A 20242-nucleotide genomic window follows, 5' to 3' on the forward strand; every position below is an offset into this window, starting at 1 on the left:
ATCGCCCGAGCGGTAGGTGAGCCTAAGACTTCTGTCGCTAAATTTATTCCTGCTGCCAAGAGCAGGGCTTGAGGACGAGTGCGTGCGTGGACGCGACTGATTTTACATTCAAAAACGCAACATTGTCATGTCGACAATAACTCTGGCTGAAATCCATGCTATTTAAGTGAACACTGATGGCGTATTTGCCGCCATTCAGCTCAAGGTTATTAATGTCTACGCTGATAACGACTTCGCCTTGGCCATTCGTTTGCACTGGTTGCCCATTGAATTCTTCACACATGATATCGACTACTGGTAACAATTCAGAATTCCATATTACCAGCTGTGCTCTAAACTCGGTAATTGTGCCTGAGACTCCAATGGTTAGGCGTGCTTTAAGGTCATCTCCATGGTTGCACTCTAGAGTCTCTCCTTTGTTTATTTGGCCGGTGCTGTTTTGGACTTGGATATCAATCACATTGAGATCGCTACCACCAAAAACTTGCTGATCTATATTGTTTAGCAGCGCAAGGTAGCGGGAAACGCCCTCAGAGATATCGTTGCCTTGATACTCACTTTTGCCGTGATTCATGACCAAGACCTCATTGCAGACACGGTGGATTTGCGGCATCGAATGCGATACGAAAATAACTGCCGTTCGTTTCATTTTTTCGCAGATAGCATTCAGTGACTTCATTCTAAAGGCCACGTCGCCCACTGCGAGCACTTCATCAAGGATCAAAACGTCTGGCTCGATCTTTGTCGCTACTGCGAATCCCAATCGTACTTTCATGCCAGAGCTGTAATTCTGGACTGGCATGTCGATGAATTCCCGAATTTCTGAGAACTCGATGATGTCTTCAATTTTTTCGTCAATGTCTGACTTGCTTAGGCCGTAGAGCGCTCCTTGATTATATATGTTTTCCCTTCCCGTCAGGATGGGGCTGAAGCCGGCACCGAGCTCGATCAGGGCACATACTCGCCCTCGGATGGTGATCTTGCCGGTGTCTGGCTTAATCAGACCATTTATGACTTTTAATAGCGTGCTTTTGCCGGCGCCGTTGTGACCGATTAGGCCTAAACATTCGCCACGACGCAGTTCGAAATTGATGTTCTGCAATGCCCAGAATTCGTCTTTCCGTAGTTCTGGAATTGTGCTTTGCGCGCTTGTTCCACTGCCTGCAAAGGGGTTGATGGCTTTAATGATATCATGAGTCCCATAATAAAGAGACCTTTTCAGCGATTTGCAGAATTTCTTCCCCAAATTTTCTACGACTATGAGTGGCTCTTCGTTCATGGATAATTAGGCTGAAAGTCGTTCGACCAGATATGGGACTGTGATCTTAAAGATTATCACGCTTACTATTAACAATAGGGGTAAGGTCAATGTGATGCACCAAAATGGTAAGAGCATGTCTAATTCCCCACCAATTAACCAACTTCGGCTGGTTATGAGTAGGGGAGTTATGGGATTTATTTCGGCAATGATTCTTGCGAGGCCGTGTTCTGGCATCGGATAGATGACTGGCGTCAGGAAGAAGCCAAATCGTAAAATCAATTGAATGCCTTTGCCTATATCGGTATAGAGAGTCGCGATGGGTAACAGCAAAATGGCAATTGTAGAGCCGGCCGCTAATAAAGACAGGACGCCGATTGGAAAAAGTAGCATTTGCCAGTGCAGCGATGAAAGATAAAAGGGTAATATCGGTATTAGTATTATCAGCGGAATTAGCCCATTAAACGCTGCCTTCATGAACGCTGATAAAAGCAGGGATTCGTGTGGGAAGTTGATCTTGGATATCAGATTCCTGGCCTCATTTACCGCACCAAGCAGGCCGACGATGGCGCTGTTGAATGCCGCCCAAAGTAAATTGCCAGTCAGCACGAATACCGGATATGGCGTGCCTTTGGTATCAATGTTCAGCACTTGTTGCTGGTTCAAGAATATCCACACTAGACTATTGGCCAGTGGCGGGAGGATGATCCATGCGTATCCTAGGATGGATTGACGATGCATTGCCCGTATATCTCGAAGGAACATGCGCCGTGCGAGCTCCCACGTTGGACCTAAGTTCTTCACCATACTAAGTAGGGTAGCTTTGATGGAACCTAGGCCAGAATCTGGGCTGATAATTGTCTCCTTCATACCTTTGCAACTAATGTTTTTGACACGCTGCCGCCCTTGGTCGGATCCCTGCTATTTGAGAAAACCAATATTGCATGTGTGGTGAGCTGGCTAACTTGGATGCCAAGTTATCAAATGATTCAATTTCTATTGAACAAAAAAGACCTGTCAACGGGAATCACCGTTAGAGCTACATCAAACACCTGAGTTATGCGATTGGGCTTGGTGGAGGAACAAGCCGCTCCAAAGTCGGTCTCTGTCTGGAGTATTGGGGAAATGAGTCTTGCCTTAACTAGGCGGGTTCTCTACAGTTCGTCGTTTGAATATTGTCTATATGATAGCTACTGCCAAAACAGCATTTTTAACAGTTCTTACTCTGTTGAGCCTTTGTCACCATGCCTTTGCCCAGAAGGAGGCAACGGCTACTTCATCCGGTATGGGGCAATCCGAAGCGGTCGCGCTGCCTGCTAATTATAAGCTTAGCGTGACGGATATGGTCTCAATTGATGTCTATGAAGAGCCTGAATTAAAGGTCAGTCAGCGCATTCCGGCTAATGGCAAGATCCGCATACCGCTGCTGGGGGAAATTTCTTTGGAGGGGCTCACGATCCGCGAAGCTGAGTACAAGATCCAAAACGCATTCATTGACGCGCGCTTGCTCCGGAATCCGCAAGTTTACGTGACAGTCTCGGATTACGTGGCCAGAGAATACTCTGTCTTTGGGCAGTTGGGTTCACAGGGGCAGGTGCCATTTCCATTGGAAAAAGATTCCATCGACATTGTTGAAGCCGTTTCCCGCGCTGGCGGGTTTACCGGTATTGCCCGGGGCTCCGAAGTCAAGGTAACCCGCAAAAAGCCGGATGGCACCCAGGAATTCTTCATCGTTGATGTTGAGGCGATGATCGAAGATCAGGATGAGGACAACTCTCGGGACGAATACCTGATCTATCCCGGGGATATCATTTTTGTTCCACAACGGCTCTTCTAAGGCAATTCGCTTTGGGATAGCTCTTGCAGAGCACTGTAACTACCTGACTACTACTTTTTTACGCGCACACCATGTCAAATAAACAAGCGAAACCATCGCTGAATCCCAACCAGTCTCACGGCGGCTTGGCAATTCCCGCGCCCGTGCGAAACTGGCGCGACTATCTACTAATGATCCGTGAGCGGTGGCTCATTGGCGTTAGCCTGGGCTTGCTGTGCGCCTGCCTCTTTGCCTTTTTCGCGCTCAAAGAGCCTTCGCTTTACCGGTCCACTGCGTCTCTCCTCATTGAGTCCAAGGCGGACCGCGTTGTTGATATTGCTGAGGTTGTGGATAACACGGTTCGCAATTCGACAGAGCTGCGCAATCACCTTTCCCAGATGCGCAGCCGTAGCTTCACTCGGCGCGTCATCGATAGCTTTACTGAAAAGGAATCTGCGCGCATTACGCAGCCCTACGATACGCCGGAGTCGAAGGGGAATCTGGGCTCCATCGCTTCTAATATCAGCATCGGATTGCCTGAAGGCCAGGTGTTTTACTTTACCTCCACGCACCGTGATCCGGAAATGGCGGCGCTGATCGCCAACCGCTACGTGACCGAGTATATTCAGTATTTGCTGGAGCGGACCACGGTCGGTGAAACTTCGGCAAACCAGTTCCTGCAAGCTCAGGCCGATAAGCTGAAGGAGAAAGTGCAGGCAGGGGAGAAGGCCCTTGAGGACTTCCGCCGGAGCAATGACATGATTTCCTTGGATGAGTCGCAGAATGTTATCGCGACGCGACTGACTAGCCTGAATGCCGCGTTGACGACGGCTCGCGTGGAGAAGCTGCAAGTGGAAACGCAATTGCAGCAAGTGGAAGAGGCACTCGATAACAACAGTAACCTCTTGCAAATTCCCGTGGTCAACCTGTATGGCAACGTCAACGAACTGGTGGAAGCTCAGCAGTCACTAAAGGCTGAGCGGGAGATTTTGGAGCATCGCTATCTGGAGCGCCACCCCAAGATGATTGATAATGAAAATCGCATGAAGGCGAATCAGTCTTTGATCGATGAAGCGGTTAATAAAGCCATCGCCGATCTGCGAGCCCAGCTTGCCGGTGCTAACCGCAAGTTCTCCAATCTGCAGACGGAAATGACCAAGGCTGAGCAGGAGTCGCTCGACTTGGACGAACTGCGCATTGTCTATAACGGCATGCGTCGTGAGGTGGATAGTGACCGCCAGCTGTATCAGCAGATTCTCTCCCGAATGAACGAAACAACGATTTCGGCTCAATTGGATAATACCAACATCCGTATTTTGGACGAGGCTGCCGCATCATCGACGCCCTTTGCTCCTGACCGTAAAGCGATCATTACCAAGGCTGTCGGCATTTTCTTCATCGTGGCGATCGGTGTTCCGATCTTGCTGGAGCTGGTCAATAATCGACTCCACGGCTACTGGGACGTCCACGTGTTCCTGCAGCGCGAATTGCTCGGTGAAGTGCCTCGTAGTAACCGGATTGACCCGGAGAAACTTCCCTATGCCATTCGGGATGATCTGAACGACTCAATATCGGAATCATTCAGAGTTTTGTATGGGCAAATAAGTATGCTCTCCGAAAGAGAGTTCCCGAAATCACTCCTCATCACGAGCACGGTTCCGGGGGAAGGTAAATCTACCGTGGCAGCTAACTTGGCTTTCACCTTCGCCAAGCACGGTAAGAAGGTGCTGATTGTTGACTTCGACTTGCGCCGTCCCGTACTTCACCGCTTCTACAAATTGGAGAACGAAAAGGGTCTCCTGAATTGGTGGAACAGCAAAAAGGAAGTCCAGGAATGCATTCCGCTCAAGACGAATGACGATCTGGGTATCGTTCCAATGACGGACAACCTCTCGCTGCTGCCTTCCAGTGGCACCTCCAAGAATGCGACTGAAATGCTGTCCAGCCCACGCTTCGAGGAGTTGCTTTTCCAGCTAAAGAAGGAGTATGATCTCGTTTTGTTTGATACGCCTCCGGCTGGTATTTTCGTGGAAACTCTCCAACTGGGTGAGATTATCGACGAAGTCGTTTACATCGCCCGCCAGAACGCCGTTAACCGAAATAAGGCTAAGCGTGTGCTGCAGGACTTCGACCGTATCGGCGTTACCGTGCTCGGTGTGATCTTGAACTCGGTAAAGGGCGCTGGTGCTCAGCGATACGGCTATTACGGCTACTCCTACAGCTCGACGGACTACGTCTACCGCTATTACCAGCGACGCGATCGAAAAGAGCGCAAGCAATCGAAGTCAGACGAGAAGCCAGCCAAGAAAGACAAAGAAACGATTGCCAGCTAAAGGCACCTCACCTTGCACTGCTGAGCTTACTTTTTCCGTTGGCTACAGCAAGCATCAGCAAGGTGAGACTTCAGCGTTGGTAACTTCAACTGCGCATTGCCTAATCATCCACTTCGCTGCCGGCAAAGGGCAGCGTGGTTTGGTTGACGTCGAGGAGGGGGCCAAGCTCGTAGATGTTCTCGTAGCCATAGGCACGTAGGGAGGCTTGCGTATGCAGGTTGAGCGAGGCGCGGACGGATTTCGTTGCGAAAGACGACGGGCTGTTCAGAAAGTTGTTGTTGCAGTAGATCAGAATCTTTGTGTCCGTGTTCGGAATGATGGCGGCTAGGGTGTCCGCTGTGAATTCCGTTAGTGGCAGATTTACGGCACCGTCGATGTGACGCAGGTTGAACATGGAGGCGCTACGGGCATCGAGGAGCACGTAGTCTCCCGATGTCAGGGCCGTGAGAAATTGCGCTTCGGTAAGGCGCTTGTTTTCCCGGTCGGCCTGGGAGTGGTTGACCAATTTTACGAAGCCCGGCGCGTCGATATGGGCGTTGGGAATTGACTGAGCTGAGAAGGCTGGGAGGCCCGTGTCAGCACCGAGAAAAACCGTCTGGGCAATGCCGGTGACGGTGAGCAGGTAGCCTGCGGCGATGGCGGGAGGGATGAGTTGCAAGTTCATGCCCTAAGTTAGCAGATCCCGCTATGGTAGTTGTCAGGGATTTGTCAGCTTTTGGTAAGGCTTTCGCGGAACTAATTGCCGATTAGTCCTTGCGCGTCAGTTTACCAAAGATGGACGCCGTCAGGCCTTTGCGCTTGGGTGGCGGTTTATCATCGTAGCCCGCGGACGCCAAGAGGCCGGTACCAGGGTTGCTTTTGACTGGTGGGCTTGGTGGTGCGGGTGGTGGCTGCTCGTAAACCGGTTTGGGTGGAGACTTGATGGGCCCGGGGGGCGGCGTCCGCTTCGCCGAGGGCGGGCTGGGCGGAGTCGGGATCTTCATGGGTGGATCCGTCTTCTTCTTAAACGGCGGCTGAGTGGTGATCATGTAGTGCTCGCGGAGCTTTTTCATGACCTGTCGGTAGAGTAGTGGCTTGGTGAAATAAGGAATTTCGGCCAAGCGGAGCGTGTCCTCGTCGGACGGCGTGAGGCATCCGGAGACCACGGCTAGCTTGATGCGAGGGTAGAGCTGCTTGATCTCCATGAGGAAATCAATTCCCCGGCCATCGGGCAGGCGGTGGTCGGCCATGATCAGGTGGACCGATTGCCAGTTTTCCTCGACGATGCTTCGGGCCTCCGCGATATCAAGTGCGGGATACACATTATGCCCCAAGTGACGCAGCTGTTCAACGCCAATCGCGTTCAACTCGATTTCGTCCTCGAGGAATAAAATGTTCATGATTTAGCAGTGTGGTCGGCTACTTACGCTTGGTAAGTATCGTTCGTATAGGTGGTAGGGCCTATCCAAACTGAATTGATTACCTAATTGTGGCTAAAGATAGCACTTTGAGCAACCTCCGAGCCAGTTCAAAATACTTAGCACCGGTTTTTACAATTATTTAATTGTTACTGTGCGGTAACTTCGCGGGCAATAGTCGGAGTAGGGTCCGATTGGCGCGATTCTTTGAGCATTTCAGCGCATCCGAGAGCGACAGCCTGGAGGAGGCGCTCCGCGTCGGCGTCGCCGGAATTGGTCAGCACGACGAATCCCGTGCGGTAGGCGGGGTAAATTCCAATTGCGGCCGATTGCTCGCCGTATTGCCCAATGGCGAGAACGACTTCCGTCTCCGCGTGGTAAAGGCGTGTCCAGCCGAGGCCGCGGTGCTCGGAATTTTGCACTGCGGCAGGCTGCCAGCGTTCGCGGATGCTAATTGGTTGCGCAATGCGCGTTCCGTCCGGGGCAATGCCTTGGGCAAGCTCGGTTTGGAGCCAGCGGGCGGCGTCATTCAGGGAGATGCGTAAGCCGCTCAGTGGGGCCATGGGGTGGCGTTCCGGTTCTTCAAAATAGGCCGGATTGTAGCTGAACTCCGCCTTAATGTGCCCGGTGGCAACGTTGCCGCTTTCCTTGGCCTTGCGGGGGGAGAAGGTGGCCCGTGTCATGCCCAGCGGGCTGATCAGGCGTTGCTGCATTACATCGATAAAATTGCTGTAAAGGCCACGCTTTTGATTCCCCACCTCCATGGCGGCGAGATAGCCGCCGACCGTTGCGCTAAGCTGGCTGTAGCGAAAATGTTGGCCGGGTTGGGACATGACGGGCGCTTGTCCGAGCAGGGCAAAAACGTCTTCGGGCTGCGCCCATTGGGGGTCCAGGATTTTATCACTGTAAGTCGGCACGCCCGCAGTCATGGCGAACAGGTCGCCTACGGTGGCGTTGGCCTGCGCACGCGGCTCCGTCATTTTGAATAGCGGGCTGATCGTGGTCGCCTTGCGCTCGAATATGGGGCGGTCCGGGCGGTCTTCCGTTGCGGCGAGCAACGTGGTGAATGCCAGTGTAGCCTCGCCTAGGTTGAAGAGGGTGTCCGCATCGATTTCATCACTTTCGCGGATATTGCGCAGGCCGACACAGGTCTCCTCCACAACGCCCTCGGGTTGGACAATGGCAATGGCGGCACCGGGCAAACGGTAATCGCTGATCAGCTCCAACCAATATCGACGCAAGTTGCCCAGCGCGGTGGGGGAGAGTGTGGGGGGCTTGGCGTTGTCAGGGAGCACGCGGACCGGCGTCTTGTCTTCCTGATCGATCAGCCTGAGCGGCGGCTCGTTATGCGTCCAGATCGGCTCTCGGGCATGGCCCGCTGATGTGCCAGCTACGAGAGCGATCCCGGCCAAGAGCCACATTCTGAATACTGCGGTTAACATACCAAACCCAGTGTCATAATTGTGAAATTTCAAAATTGCAAGGGGGGTATGCGTAACAATACTCGGAACTTATTCACTAACAGTTCTTCATGAGGCGTTTGCTGGTTAATTTTCGCAATTGTCGGCCGATGTTCTCATACATGATTGCATCCCTGCCCAAGTGCATTTGTGATTTCGACTGTCTGCTCAATAATTCTTCTCCTCCTGAACCTACAACCACCTGAACTCTTAATGCGTAGCTGCACCCCATTTTTCGCTCTAATTGCGTTGCTTGCATTGTCGTTTGCTCCTCGCATATCCGCTCAACTAATTGCCTACGAAGGATTTCAATATCCGGTGATGAAACAGTCACCCGCCCTGTGGCCGGTGACGAATAAATCTCCTGACGGCACACCGTTGAAGTATTTTGCCGAGATTGACACGCATGCTTCGCGCTCGCCTTACGCCTATAATATTCAGGTGGTCAATGGCAGCATCCCGACGCAGGGGTCGGCATTTCCTTTTAAGACCAATGGCAACTCACTGAGCTGGGCGCGCGAGTGGCTGGATGCGTTTGGCACGTTGGACCCGAATTTCCAGTTCGATACGTCCAATGACAATCGCCCTCTATACGTGAGCTACATCATCCGCGCCAACAGCAGCAAAACGCCTGTGCGCCAGATGTCATTTGCCTACAGTAATGGGGGCAGCCACCGCCTGCAGTTCGGTGTGGACGACTCATCGGTCTCTGGCAAACCACGCTTTTTTGCCTGTGCTGCCAGCCCGCAACCGACTCGGGAATACAGCAGCAAGGAGTTTAAGGAAGGCACGACCTATTTCCTCGTGGGTAAAATAACCACCGCCCAAAATCGCGCTGATTCCGTGCAGCTCAAGGTATTTGGCCCGGGCGACGCGATCCCGAGCTCCGATTCAAGTATCAAGTGGGATGTGGAAGTTCGCGAGTGGACCGATTTCCTGGTCACCGATGTCGCGCTCGCGCTGTATGGTGGTGATTCCGGCAGCTTGCTTTTTGACGAACTGCGGATCGGTTCCACTTGGGATGTTGTTGCTGTCGCGCCGAAGGTCGAGGTTGCTGAAAGCGCCCCGCCTAGCGAAACGAGCAGCGCGCCTTCTGCCGATCCCGGCGAACCGACTGATGCGCCCGCTAGCGAAGAGGAGTCATCCCCGCTCGTATTGGGCATTATTGCACTTGGCATCGTGGCGTTTTTAGTGGGCGGCGTGGCGTTCTACATGTTTGTGCTTAAGCCAAGCAAGTCGGCTATGCCTGCCAAGCCCAAGTCGGCACCCAAGCCGGTGTCGAAGCCACCATCGGCCAAAGAACCAGCAGGAGCAGGGGCCGCGCCCAAAGAAAAGGCCGAGTCCGGCCCAACCAAGCCGCGCCGCCCCAAGCGGCCGCCACCACCGCCCAAGTAATTTGTCCTTTGCTTCTCTTGCGGTAAGTGGCAGTCTGGTCACGTAAACATGCGGCTCTCGGTTTTATCCACTGGCGAAATTCCTGTCAGCTTATTGCAGCACCTGCAGGCGTTGGGCTTTCACCTGCAACTGGAGACATTTGACCGCATACGCGCGCTGGACGCCGGTTCGCTGGATTTGGTTCACCTGATCTCCAGTGATGAATTTAAGCACGAGGACTGGCCGGAAAATCGTGTGCGCCTGTCGCGGGCGAGTCGGTTTTACCTGGTTTATGGATTCAACCTCGGGACGCGCCAGATCGTTGACGCCGTGCGTGACGGAGCCCACGACGTGGTCGACCTGACCGAGGAAAGCGATCGCTGGAAGCAGGCGCTGGAATCGGCGGCACAATCACAGGAACTCTGGTGGCAGCTTTATGGCGCGCAGGGGGAGGTGGATCAGCGCAAGATGGTTGGCCGCTCGACATCGATGCAATCGCTGCGGGAGTCTATACAGCGCATTGGGCCGACTGACGCTACGGTGCTGATTATGGGCGAGTCTGGCACGGGTAAGGAGCTCGTGGCTGAGTCCCTCCATGATGCCTCGGGGCGCGCGCCGTTTGTGACGGTTAACTGTGCCGCGATTCCTGCTGAGTTGATGGAGAGCGAGCTCTTTGGCGCGCAAAAGGGCGCGTTTACGGGTGCCACGCGTGATAAGCCTGGCTTGGTTGAAGAAGCTGCGGGCGGCACTTTGTTTCTTGATGAAATTGGCGAGCTCGGGCTCACGCTCCAGCCGAAGCTGTTGCGCTTCCTCGAAACGCGTCGCGCGCGTCGGGTAGGCAGCACGAAGGAATACGTTTCCGAGGTGCGCGTGGTCTCTGCGACCAATCGCGACCTCCGCGCAGAGTCGCAGAAAGGCGAGTTTCGTCTGGATCTCTTCTACCGCTTGTCCGAGGTAATTCTCAACCCCACGCCGCTGCGCAACCGACCGGAGGATATCCCGGATTTGTCGTTGTTGTTTCTGGAGAAGGCTGCCGTACGCCTGGGTAAAAATTTCGAGTCGCTGGAGCCGGATTTGATCTTTCGGATGCAGAACTACAATTGGCCTGGCAATGTCCGTGAGCTGCGGCAAACCATCGAGCGCATGGCGATTTACTACGATGGCCCGGTCATGCGCAGCACTTGGTGGACTGAGCCGACGCCGCCTGATCAGAAGTCCGTCACGCAGGCACCGTTTGTCAACGTGAGCCGCGACCGCAAACCGACGCCGCAGCCATTCCCGACCGCGCCGCATACCGCTTTCCCAAACCGCGCGCTCAATCGGCGCGAGAAGTTCACCTACGCGAAACGTTTGCTGGAAGAGAGCGGCGGCGATTTGTCCTGGACTGCCTCGCAGTTGGGCATCCACCCGACGACGCTTTACCGCTGGCGCAAAGAGGGCAAGGTCTAGGCCAACCTTAGCTGCCGAAATTCACGCTTATGCCGCCGCCGTCGTGGCGGTCGTCGTGCAGGACTTGGTCGATGACGATGACCGCTGCCAGAATCGCCACGTCGTCTTCGCCGTCGACGATGTCCACGCCATAGGTATCCGTCCAAGTGAAATACTCGCGTGAGACCTGGGCGACGACTCGGCCGGAGCGCTCGAAAGTGTAATTGCGCTGCCAGAAGCTACCGTTGATCGAGTAGTCGTTCGGGCCAGGCACATCGAGCAGGAATTCCTTCTTAAACCAGGAAAATTCCTTCGTAACTTCTGCGAACAGCTCGCCATTGCGGAATATTTCAAAGCGTGGTTTGAAGGATAGCAGCTTCTGGCTGATGAAGGCCAATTCGTTGCCCTGCAGGTCTTGAAACGACAGCTTGTCTCCCCAGCTAAAGGCTTTTCCTTTCACGAAAAAGATCGGCTGACCGTTGGCGTCTTTAATGCTGAAGTCGTCGCTGAAACTCCAGAATTTTTCTTTCATCATGTATCGCATAGGCAGTGTATGTTTGGGTTATTCTGGGTAATTTACCACATCCACTAAGGCGGGGCGATTACACTTTTTGCCTTAATTTGTAGGGCTACAAACCACGTGCTTTAAAACCGGCACTGACCTGCACGTATTTCTCTGCCCAGGCTTTGAGCCCAGCCATTTCCGCAGGCGTCATCGTTTTAACGATCTTACCCGGCACGCCCATGATCACTGAGCCCTCCGGTGCCACGAAGCCTTTCGTGACAAGCGCGTTTGCACCGACCACACAGCGCGGGCCGATCTCCGCCCCATCGAGCACGGTGCTGCTCATGCCGATCAGCGACTCGTCGCCAATAGAGCAGGCGTGTATCATCGCCAAGTGGCCAATGGTCACATAATCGCCGACCTCGACGCCGTAATCGTCGGCCAGATGGACGATACTGCCGTCCTGCACGTTAGAGCCTTCGCCGATGACAATGGAGTTGATGTCGCCCCGTAAGACCGCGCCTGGCCAGACGCTGCTCAGGGCTTTTAGCGTGACATCGCCGATGATCGTGGCATGCGGCGAGACGTAGGCGTCGGCATGGATGTCGGGTGTTTTATCGAGGTGTTTGGCAAGTCGCTCCTCAGTCGTCATTCTGGTAACTTAGCGCGCTGCCGGAAGTCGCGAAAGCCTAAACAGACAACGTGCGGGCGACATTAGCACCCGTTCTTGGCCTAATCAAAAATCAGCAGGCAATACGTGGCGAACAGGATGATGTGCACCAGACCCTGGACGACGTTGGTCTTGGGAATGGAGAAATTGATTGCCGAAACTGCCAGGGTCAGGAGCAGCATGATTTCGCCCACCGGTGAGAGGCCGAGCACGACCGACTTACCCGTGACCATGCCGATGATCAGCACGGCGGGAACCGTGAGGCCAATAGTCGCCAGCGCGGAGCCGAGGCAGATATTCATCGAGCGTTGAAGCTTATTGTGCGCGGCTGCTTGGAGCGCGGCCATGCCTTCGGGTGCGAGCACGAGAATTGCCACCAGGAAGCCACCCAGCTCCGCTGGCGCGCCGGCCTCGGCAATGCCATAGTCGATGATGACCGCAATTTTCTTCGACAAAAGCACGATGGGTAGCATCGACAGGATGAGCAACACGATGTGGTAGGGCACACTGCGAATTTCGAGTTCGCCATGGTCGTGACCGTCGTCTTCATCGCCGCGAATGGCGGCGGGCGACATGAAGAACGGCTGGTGCCGCATGGTCTGAATTGCCAGAAATGTCCCGTAAAGCGCAATGGTCGCCAAAATGACGAAGATCGATTGCGACATCGAAAATGTTCCCTCCGCCGAGGCTTGCGTGAAGTTGGGCAGGAGCAGACCGAGCACCGAAAGCGGGATGAGCACGGTGAGGAAGGAGTTTGCGCCCTGAAGATTGAACTCCTGCTGGTGGTGCTTGATGCCGCCGATGAACAGCGACAGCCCGACGAGGCAGTTCAGCACAATCATGACCACGGCGAACATCATGTCGCGGCCCAACGTGGGGTTTTCCGCACCAGTGAGCATCACGGCGGAGACCATAATGACCTCAATCGTAATCACCGAGAGGGTGAGGATTAAGGTTCCGTAGGGCTCGCCGAGTTTGATTGCCAGGCAGTCCGCATGTTTAACGACGCCAAAGCTCGACCAGAGCATCACCGCAAACAGCCAAACGAATAGGGCGATAATCTTCGGCGTATTGGTGAGGTCCGCCAACCAGGCCTTACCGAACATGAGAAACAGCGCCGCCGAGACGAGGCCGATAATCAGGCTTAGCTCAGCGCGGTAGAAAGGTTTGGTGGTAGCAGCCATTGGGTATCAACGGTTATCAGAGCAGCCCTTCGGAGGGAAGGCCTTTTTAACTGGCCTTGCGATTAAACGGCGAGCGTGTGCCGGTGTGCATGGCCTTCTTAGGGAAACAGATGCGGGAGACGGCTTCGTCGAAGTCCTTGACGCCGCGAAGGATTTCAACTTCCAGACGGAGGAAGTAAAACGGGGCTTGTTCGGGGACCCAATCCCGCTTGATGCGGACGGCGTCCTTTTCCGTGGTGATCACGAGATCGACCTGAGCTTCATTGGCCTCGTCGAAGTATTGCTCGATTTCCCAGGCGGTGAACATGTGGTGGTCGAGGAACCGGCGGTTAAAGACGATTGTCGCGCCAAGGTTGGTCAGAAATGCCTCAAAGCTTTCGGGGGTGGCAATGCCACTGAAAGCCGCGACACGTTTTCCTTTGAGCCAGGTGAGTGGATTTTGCTCATCGCCGAACACCGTCTGAATATATTTGGGCTGGTGCGTGCATTCGATGAGTTCGGCATCCGGTTTGTGTTGGTGGATGAGGTCTTCGAGCTCGGGGGAGGGCGTGCCGTCGCTCTTGGTCAGAAAGACGTAGCTGGCGCGCTGGATGTGCTTCACCGGTTCGCGGAGAATACCGCGCGGGAGCAGGTTCTGGTTGCCGAAGGGATTGTTCTTATCGACGAGCAACAAGTTGATCATACCGCGCAGAGGCAGGTATTGAAAACCATCGTCGAGGAGGAGGGTGTCTGCGCCAAATTGGCGGATTGCATATTCGCCGGCTTTGACACGGTTTTTGTCGACGAGCACGACGACGCCCGGGCAATTGCGGGCGAGCATGTAGGGCTCGTCGCCAGCAGTGTGGGAATCGAGCAAAATATTTTCGCCGTCGCTGACGATCTTGGGTGGCGGTGCCTTGCGATGGGTAATCCAGCGCATGAAACGCTTGTAGCCGGGCTCTTTCTTGCTACCGTAGCCGCGGCTAAGGATCGCCACTTTGCGGCCACGCTCGGTGAGTGACTTGGCGAATTTTTCCACGACGGGTGTTTTGCCGGTGCCGCCAACGGTGAGGTTCCCGACGACGACGACGAGGCAGCCCAGTGGCTGGTCACGCAGGACGCGCTTATTGTAGAGGAAAAATCGAGTCTGAACGATGCCGCTGAAGACCATGGACAGCCCGCGCAGAAAGCCGCCCACCATGGACTCAATGCGCCCATGCCGACGGTCGAAAGCGACGTCGATCATGAATTCTTCCAGTCGCTCCATGCGGTGCTTCCAGCGTTCTTTAAAGCTCAGGTCCATCAGGTTATCCCGCCTACCATGAAGGTTCTCGCCGCGAAGAAAAGAGGAATCCGCCAAGGAATTTCTCTGCGGAGGCTCGCCCGGATCAGCGGGGCGCAATAAAACCGGCATGCTCGCACATTGTGCATGGCCCTGGATGTCATGGCCTCCCGCGGCGATCGTTTGAGGTGCAGGCTCGCTGTGTGAGCATGCGTTGGTTAGTCTTTCTTTAAGAGAAACGGACAATGCCTTGCTTGGCGGCTGCCTCTTCCGCGCCATCGAGGTAGCGCTGGATTTCGGCACCACGGGCGAAGTCGGGCATGTCCTGAACACCGGTCTCGACTGCCTTGGCGAAGCGCTCGTAGATATTAGGCGTTTTGCCGGTGTAGAGGCTTTGCCAAGGGGTGGTTTTGCCGTCCTGGATTTCGCAGAATTCCAGCATTTCGTAACTTTTATCGAGGTCGATGCGCAGGGCACCTCGGTCGCCGTGGATCGATACGCTGACGGAGTTCAGGTGGCCGGTGGCGAAGCGTGTGGCGGTGATGACTCCGGCGGCTCCATTGGCAAAGCGAACGTTGAGGATCGCGGTGTCGTTGGCATCGAGAGTGTAGTCGCCAATCTTGCCGCCCTCAGCCTTGTCGAGCGTGGGCAGCATGGCCTGCATTTCGGCAATGGGACCCACGGGCAGAGTGGCGAAATCCAAAATGTGCACGCCGACATCCCCGAGGACGCCCTTACTGCCGTGTGCTTGCGAGAGACGCCAAAGCCAGCCGGGCTCTTCGGACCAGACGCCCCATTCATTAGTCGTCAGCCAGCTCTGCAAGTAATTGCCCTGCACGTGGCGGATGCGGCCCAGTTTACCATCGGCGACCCACTGTGCTGCGAGCTGAATCGCGGAGCTATTGCGGTAGCTGAAGTTGACCATGTTAATCACGCCAGCGGACTTTGCCGCGTCGGCCATCTTTTGCGCATCGGAGTAGCTGGTGGCCAGTGGTTTTTCGCAGAGCACATGCTTACCTGCAGCCAGCGCCTCCAGCGAAAGCGGGCAGTGGGAATTATCCGGGGTGACGATGCTTACCGCGTCGACCTGCTCCTTACTGTAAAGTGCTTCTGTGCTCGTGTAAGCCTTGGCTATGCCGTGCTTCTGGCAGTAAGCGCTTGCCCGCTGTTCGTCGAGATCGACGCCGGCCACGATTTCCACGCCTGGTATTTTGGCAAAATTCAAGGCGTGGCTGTTCGCCATGCCGCCAGTCCCAATGATTGCAAGTTTCATTGGGATACTGGCTTACCGAATCTAGCTCGTCGCAAGCAATGCAATACTGAATTTGATTCGTTTGGTTCCCTTGTGCCGTAATCGTCTTTGAGGACGCAGGTTAGGTGGACACGCGTTTCTAAATGAGAAAAGAAAAACGGCGCCCTGCTAACAGGACGCCGTCGCGTAATAGTAGTGGTGTTATAAAATCCCTTACGAAGTGGGAACTTCGGCGATCGTCTTGAGAACGCGCGAGCAGATCTGGTAGGGGTCGCCCTGCGAGTTCGGACGGCGGTCTTCCAGGTAGCCCTGATACTTGTCGCCCTTGACGAAGCTGTGCGGCACGCGGATGGAAGCACCGCGGTCGGCAACACCCCAGGAGAACTTGTCGATGGACTGAGTTTCGTGGAGGCCGGTGAGGCGCAGGTGGTTGTCCGGACCGTAAGCAGCGATGTGCTCGTCCTTGTTCTTTTCGAACGCGTCCATGAGCTTGAGGAAGTAGTCCTTGCCGCCAACTTCGCGCATGTACTTTGTGGAGAAGTTGCAGTGCATACCGGAGCCGTTCCAGTCACCGAGGAAGGGCTTGCAGTGCCACTCGACGTCTACGCTGTACTTTTCGCAGAGGCGCAGGAGCAGGTAGCGGGCTACCCAGATATCGTCAGCGCACTCCTTGGAGCCCTTGGCGAAGACCTGGAATTCCCACTGGCCCTTGGCCACTTCGGCGTTGATGCCTTCGTGGTTGATGCCGGCTGCGAGGCAGAGGTCGAGGTGCTTGTCGACAATTTCGCGGGCGATGTTGCCAACGTTGGCATAGCCGACGCCGGTGTAGTATTCGCCTTGCGGTGCGGGATAGCCATCGGTTGGCCAGCCCAGCGGGCGCTTGTCTTGGTAAAGGAAATACTCTTGCTCGAGGCCAAACCAGGTGTCCGGATCGTCAACGATCGTAGCGCGGTAGTTGGATGGGTGCGGCGTTTCGCCGTCTGGCATCATGACTTCGCACAGCACGATGAAGCAACCTTCGCCGCGGTCGATGTCCGGATACAGCTTGACGGGCTTCAGCACGCAGTCGGAGCTCTTACCTTCAGCCTGTTGGGTGGAGCTACCGTCGAATCCCCACATAGGGAGGTCGTCGATGGACTTGGGCTCCTCGGAGGCGAGGCGGGTTTTACCACGGAGATTTGGCACGGGGGTGTAACCGTCGAGCCAGATATACTCGAGCTTATACTTGATAGGCATAATCAGTGTTGTTGGTTAGATAGATATGGCAGAAATGCGGTCCGTTTAAGGACTGCGTTCCCGACTATCGGGTTTTTATATGAAAAGGCACGTCGAAAAGCACCTCATGTGCCAAATAGGTAATTTTTCCCTGAGAGGCGTTCATTTTGCATTATTGTGAGCGAATTTTACCACTTTTGGCCGAGGTGATGAATTTTGCTCATGGATGTATGGCCTAGTATCAGATCGAAATCAAGTTAACACACCGTGCTTTCTCTCTGGAATTGCTGCACGGGTTTTGTATAACTTCAGCCAATGCAGGGTAATAAAGACACTAAGCAGGCCAAGGTGCGCATCGGTTACGATGGCCTGGTGCGCAAAAATTTCCTCGGCCCCATGGCCAAAGAGCGGTTTGAGAACGAACTGCGCGTGCTGAAATACCTCGAAGAGAAAGGCTGCGAGTTCGTGCCGCGTGTGGTCGATTACAAGGCCGAGACGTTGTTCATGGTCACGACCAATTGCGGCAAAGTCGTCGAGAAGATCAGCGACTCTAAGCTGAAGCAGATTTTCGACGAGTTGGAAACCTACGGCGTGCGCCACGAGGACCGATTTGCGCGCAACGTGACCTACAGCGCGCAGTTGGGCCGGTTTTGCCTGATCGATTTCGAGTTCGCCACCATTCTGGAGACTGGCGAGGGGCTAACCGTGGAAGAGGTGACTGAATATCGCCTCGAACAACAACGCAGGCAGGCCGACTAATGGGCGCGCAGAATCCAACCGAGCCGACCGGCCTGCGCTGGTGGGGAATGACTGACAAGGGCCGTTTCCGCCAAAATAACGAAGACGCTTTCCTGGGGCTTGAGCTCGACGGCCGCGAGGTCTTCCGGCTGGGCAAAGTCGGTGAAGCCAAATTTGAGCAGGGCGACTTCATCTTTGCCGTCAGCGATGGGATGGGCGGAGCCAATGCGGGGGAGTTCGCCAGCCGCATTGCCGTGGAGAAAATTACGCAGCTCTTGCCGTCGGCCTTTCGCTTGCGGGCGACGGGATTTCGTCGCGGCGGCACAGATTTCCTGGCCGAGGTCATCGACCAGATTCATGCTGAAATGCGATGGCAGGGCCGGGCATACGAGGAAACCTCCGGGATGGGAGCCACGTTGAGTATGTCTTGGTTCACGCCCGAGAAGGCCTATTTTGCTCACGTCGGCGATAGCCGGATTTACCACCTGCCCAAGGACGGCGGCTACACGCAGATTACCCACGACCATACGCACGTCGGTTCGCTGGTTCGCTCGGGCCAGTTGACTGAGCTGCAGGCGCGTATGCATCCGGCTAAATCAATGCTCCAGATGGCCCTCGGGGGCAAGGTGGACAACGTCGACCCGCACTTGGGCTCAGTCATTTATGAGCCGGGTGACTGGTTCGTCTTCTGTTCGGACGGCATCTCTGACGGCGTCAGCTCACGCAAGATTGAGGACCTCATTCGCACGCCCTCGCAGGTGGCGATTAAATACCCTCCCGCAGAGCGCCTGATCAAGGAGGCGTGGGATTCCTCCCGCGACAACATGACGGCAGTCGTGGTGGAGGTCTTTTAATGTCGCTGCCCGCGCCACGCTGGAATTGCCAAGCCTGAGCGCGGGTTGGTTTCACCATTTGCAGAGAAGGCGGCTCATGGCGTCGATTTTTCGCTGGATGATTTACTGATGATACCCGTGCCCGCGCGGAAACTTATCTATGGCAAGTAGCCGAGGTGACCGCCTTCGGGCTTGATCAGTAAAGCGCTCCTCGCTCATGGTGGAGGCTTTCTCCATGAATCAGCGGAAGCGAAAACAAACCCGTCTGCAAGCCAAGCTCGCCAAGGGCAGTGGCATCGAGCGCCTGATGGACGACCTCGGTCGCGCCTTGGCGGAAGGAGCCGGGCACGTGCACATGCTCGGCGGCGGCAATCCTGCACCCATCCCGGAGGTTGCCCAGCGCTGGCGCACACTCATGCGGGAGATGCTCGACAGCGCGCCCGAGCGCTTCGACCGCATGCTCGGCGTCTATGACCCCCAGCAGGGGAACGGCCGTTTTATTCGAGCCGTGGCCAAACTGTTTAACGACGCCTACGGATGGGGGCTGACCGAGGACAATATTGTCATCACTAATGGTGGGCAGACGGCGTATTTTTACCTCTTTAATTTGCTCGCAGGCGAGGGCGAGGAGGGCTTGCAGCGAATCCTTTTTCCGCTGATGCCGGAATACATCGGCTATGCCGAACAAGGGCTGCATCCGGAGTCGTTTATCGCCGCCCAATCCATTATTGAGGAGCTACCGGGCAATCTCTTTAAGTATAGAGTCGATTTCGACAATCTGCCCTGGGATGAGTCCATCGCCGCGGTCTGTGTTTCGCGTCCCACGAATCCGACTGGCAATGTGCTGACCGATGCCGAGGTCCAGCGTCTGCATCAGCTATGCACTGAGCGCGGTGCCTACCTGATCATCGACAATGCCTACGGAGCACCGTTCCCCGACATGATCTTCACGGATGTTCAGCCATTTTGGGGCGAGAACACCGTGCTGACATACAGCCTTTCCAAGCTTGGTCTGCCGGGCACGCGAACGGGCATATTAATCGGGCCGCCGGAAATTTGCCGCGCCATTTCGTCGATGAACGCCGTTGCCGGGCTCGCCAATGGCAATGTGGGGCAGTCGTTGACCCTGCCGTTGTTTGAGTCTGGAGAAATCATGACGGTGGCGCATGATGAAATTCGCCCCTACTATCAGGAGCGTAGCCAGCGCGCGGTCCAGATGGTGCATGAGGCGATGGACGGCGTGCCGTGCCGCGTGCACGTTTCGGAGGGCGCGCTGTTTCTATGGCTGTGGTTTCCGGGCCTACCGGGTGGTGCGGATGCGCTTTATGAGGATTTGAAAGAGGCGGGTGTGCTCGTCGTGCCCGGGCATTTCTTTTTTCATGCTTTGCCTGAGCCTTGGCCGCATGCCGAGGAGTGCATTCGCATCAATTACGCGATGAATATCGATGCCTTCCCGGAAGCCATGCGGATCATGGCGGTCGTTGTCCGTGCGCGCTTTGAGCGCGACTAGCTGACACC

Annotated in this window: 18 protein-coding genes; 7 read left to right on the forward strand and 11 right to left on the reverse strand. The window is 55.1% G+C overall.

Translation table 11 applies throughout. From position 1 onward, the window contains the following. Positions 1–43 precede the first annotated feature (43 nt). Positions 44–1279, reverse strand: a complete 1236-nt coding sequence (locus O3S85_RS13640; protein ID WP_269541000.1) for an ABC transporter ATP-binding protein — start codon at positions 1277–1279, stop codon at positions 44–46. 6 nt (positions 1280–1285) lie between these two features. Further along, entirely contained in the window at positions 1286–2128 is an 843-nt protein-coding gene (locus O3S85_RS13645) for an ABC transporter permease (RefSeq protein WP_269541003.1), read from the reverse strand. Between the two features lie 298 nt (positions 2129–2426). Between O3S85_RS13645 and O3S85_RS13650 the strand changes: the two genes are divergently transcribed. Beyond that, positions 2427–3095, forward strand: a complete 669-nt coding sequence (locus O3S85_RS13650) for a polysaccharide biosynthesis/export family protein (RefSeq protein ID WP_269541005.1) — start codon at positions 2427–2429, stop codon at positions 3093–3095. A gap of 71 nt (positions 3096–3166) precedes the next feature. After that, a complete protein-coding gene (locus O3S85_RS13655) occupies positions 3167–5407 on the forward strand; it encodes a GumC family protein (RefSeq protein ID WP_269541008.1) in 2241 nt (746 codons plus the stop codon). 100 nt (positions 5408–5507) lie between these two features. Here O3S85_RS13655 and O3S85_RS13660 read toward each other — a convergent pair whose 3' ends face one another. The 3 genes from O3S85_RS13660 to O3S85_RS13670 all read right to left on the reverse strand — a co-directional run bounded on the left by O3S85_RS13660 (position 5508) and on the right by O3S85_RS13670 (position 8246). Then, on the reverse strand, positions 5508–6071 hold the full coding sequence (locus O3S85_RS13660; protein ID WP_269541010.1) for a rhodanese-like domain-containing protein: 564 nt from the start codon (positions 6069–6071) through the stop codon (positions 5508–5510). Positions 6072–6153: 82 nt separating this feature from the next. Then, positions 6154–6786 carry a DNA-binding transcriptional response regulator gene (locus O3S85_RS13665; RefSeq protein ID WP_269541012.1) on the reverse strand — a complete coding sequence of 211 codons (633 nt, stop codon included), beginning with the start codon at positions 6784–6786 and terminating at the stop codon, positions 6154–6156. 167 nt (positions 6787–6953) lie between these two features. Next, the gene (locus O3S85_RS13670; protein WP_269541014.1) at positions 6954–8246 is read right to left on the reverse strand and encodes a serine hydrolase domain-containing protein; all 1293 of its coding nucleotides are present in this window, start codon (positions 8244–8246) and stop codon (positions 6954–6956) included. Positions 8247–8585: 339 nt separating this feature from the next. Here O3S85_RS13670 and O3S85_RS13675 point away from each other — a divergent pair, with 339 nt between their 5' ends. Together O3S85_RS13675 and O3S85_RS13680 are read left to right on the forward strand one after the other, a co-directional pair. Then, on the forward strand, positions 8586–9659 hold the full coding sequence (locus O3S85_RS13675; RefSeq protein WP_269541016.1) for a hypothetical protein: 1074 nt from the start codon (positions 8586–8588) through the stop codon (positions 9657–9659). A 48-nt stretch (positions 9660–9707) separates the two neighbouring features. Then, complete coding sequence (locus tag O3S85_RS13680) at positions 9708–11087, forward strand: sigma-54 interaction domain-containing protein (protein ID WP_269541018.1); 1380 nt, start codon at positions 9708–9710, stop codon at positions 11085–11087. Positions 11088–11094: 7 nt separating this feature from the next. Here O3S85_RS13680 and O3S85_RS13685 read toward each other — a convergent pair whose 3' ends face one another. The 6 genes from O3S85_RS13685 to O3S85_RS13710 form a co-directional block, all read right to left on the reverse strand. Beyond that, complete coding sequence (locus O3S85_RS13685) at positions 11095–11601, reverse strand: LURP-one-related/scramblase family protein (protein WP_269541021.1); 507 nt, start codon at positions 11599–11601, stop codon at positions 11095–11097. A 94-nt stretch (positions 11602–11695) separates the two neighbouring features. Next, positions 11696–12223, reverse strand: coding sequence for a gamma carbonic anhydrase family protein (locus O3S85_RS13690; protein ID WP_269541023.1), 528 nt, complete (start codon positions 12221–12223; stop codon positions 11696–11698). An 80-nt stretch (positions 12224–12303) separates the two neighbouring features. Continuing rightward, positions 12304–13425 carry a calcium:cation antiporter gene (locus O3S85_RS13695; RefSeq protein ID WP_269541026.1) on the reverse strand — a complete coding sequence of 374 codons (1122 nt, stop codon included), beginning with the start codon at positions 13423–13425 and terminating at the stop codon, positions 12304–12306. 46 nt (positions 13426–13471) lie between these two features. After that, positions 13472–14818 (reverse strand): tetraacyldisaccharide 4'-kinase, encoded by a 1347-nt coding sequence (gene lpxK, locus O3S85_RS13700; RefSeq protein WP_269541028.1) that lies wholly within the window; start codon positions 14816–14818, stop codon positions 13472–13474. A 97-nt stretch (positions 14819–14915) separates the two neighbouring features. Continuing rightward, entirely contained in the window at positions 14916–15959 is a 1044-nt protein-coding gene (locus tag O3S85_RS13705) for a Gfo/Idh/MocA family protein (RefSeq protein WP_269541032.1), read from the reverse strand. 192 nt (positions 15960–16151) lie between these two features. Continuing rightward, on the reverse strand, positions 16152–17174 hold the full coding sequence (locus O3S85_RS13710) for a glutamine synthetase beta-grasp domain-containing protein (RefSeq protein ID WP_269541035.1): 1023 nt from the start codon (positions 17172–17174) through the stop codon (positions 16152–16154). A gap of 294 nt (positions 17175–17468) precedes the next feature. Between O3S85_RS13710 and O3S85_RS13715 the strand changes: the two genes are divergently transcribed. The 3 genes from O3S85_RS13715 (at position 17469) to O3S85_RS13725 (ending at position 20234) form a co-directional block, all read left to right on the forward strand. Further along, positions 17469–17912 (forward strand): BUD32 family EKC/KEOPS complex subunit, encoded by a 444-nt coding sequence (locus O3S85_RS13715; RefSeq protein ID WP_269541038.1) that lies wholly within the window; start codon positions 17469–17471, stop codon positions 17910–17912. Continuing rightward, entirely contained in the window at positions 17912–18745 is an 834-nt protein-coding gene (locus O3S85_RS13720) for a PP2C family protein-serine/threonine phosphatase (RefSeq protein WP_269541041.1), read from the forward strand. The genes O3S85_RS13715 and O3S85_RS13720 overlap by 1 nt, the downstream gene beginning before the upstream one ends. Before the next feature lie 214 nt (positions 18746–18959). Next, positions 18960–20234: a valine--pyruvate transaminase gene (locus O3S85_RS13725; RefSeq protein ID WP_269541043.1), complete on the forward strand. Its 1275-nt coding sequence runs from the start codon at positions 18960–18962 to the stop codon at positions 20232–20234. Positions 20235–20242: the final 8 nt, after the last annotated feature.

It is taken from the genome of Cerasicoccus sp. TK19100 (genome assembly GCF_027257155.1).
In the GTDB taxonomy this organism is placed as follows: Bacteria; Verrucomicrobiota; Verrucomicrobiia; order Opitutales; family Cerasicoccaceae; genus Cerasicoccus; species Cerasicoccus fimbriatus.

Bases quoted from the DNA above. Each gene is read 5' to 3' on its own strand.
- O3S85_RS13670 (WP_269541014.1), bottom strand. From the start codon at position 8,246: ATGTTAACCGCAGTATTCAGAATGTGGCTCTTGGCCGGGATCGCTCTC.
- O3S85_RS13665 (WP_269541012.1), bottom strand. From the start codon at position 6,786: ATGAACATTTTATTCCTCGAGGACGAAATCGAGTTGAACGCGATTGGC.
- O3S85_RS13655 (WP_269541008.1), top strand. From the start codon at position 3,167: ATGTCAAATAAACAAGCGAAACCATCGCTGAATCCCAACCAGTCTCAC.
- O3S85_RS13660 (WP_269541010.1), bottom strand. From the start codon at position 6,071: ATGAACTTGCAACTCATCCCTCCCGCCATCGCCGCAGGCTACCTGCTC.
- O3S85_RS13710 (WP_269541035.1), bottom strand. From the start codon at position 17,174: ATGCCTATCAAGTATAAGCTCGAGTATATCTGGCTCGACGGTTACACC.
- O3S85_RS13695 (WP_269541026.1), bottom strand. From the start codon at position 13,425: ATGGCTGCTACCACCAAACCTTTCTACCGCGCTGAGCTAAGCCTGATT.
- O3S85_RS13675 (WP_269541016.1), top strand. From the start codon at position 8,586: ATGAAACAGTCACCCGCCCTGTGGCCGGTGACGAATAAATCTCCTGAC.
- lpxK (WP_269541028.1), bottom strand. From the start codon at position 14,818: ATGCCGGTTTTATTGCGCCCCGCTGATCCGGGCGAGCCTCCGCAGAGA.
- O3S85_RS13645 (WP_269541003.1), bottom strand. From the start codon at position 2,128: ATGAAGGAGACAATTATCAGCCCAGATTCTGGCCTAGGTTCCATCAAA.
- O3S85_RS13685 (WP_269541021.1), bottom strand. From the start codon at position 11,601: ATGATGAAAGAAAAATTCTGGAGTTTCAGCGACGACTTCAGCATTAAA.
- O3S85_RS13720 (WP_269541041.1), top strand. From the start codon at position 17,912: ATGGGCGCGCAGAATCCAACCGAGCCGACCGGCCTGCGCTGGTGGGGA.
- O3S85_RS13640 (WP_269541000.1), bottom strand. From the start codon at position 1,279: ATGAACGAAGAGCCACTCATAGTCGTAGAAAATTTGGGGAAGAAATTC.
- O3S85_RS13715 (WP_269541038.1), top strand. From the start codon at position 17,469: ATGCAGGGTAATAAAGACACTAAGCAGGCCAAGGTGCGCATCGGTTAC.
- O3S85_RS13690 (WP_269541023.1), bottom strand. From the start codon at position 12,223: ATGACGACTGAGGAGCGACTTGCCAAACACCTCGATAAAACACCCGAC.
- O3S85_RS13705 (WP_269541032.1), bottom strand. From the start codon at position 15,959: ATGAAACTTGCAATCATTGGGACTGGCGGCATGGCGAACAGCCACGCC.
- O3S85_RS13680 (WP_269541018.1), top strand. From the start codon at position 9,708: ATGCGGCTCTCGGTTTTATCCACTGGCGAAATTCCTGTCAGCTTATTG.
- O3S85_RS13725 (WP_269541043.1), top strand. From the start codon at position 18,960: ATGAATCAGCGGAAGCGAAAACAAACCCGTCTGCAAGCCAAGCTCGCC.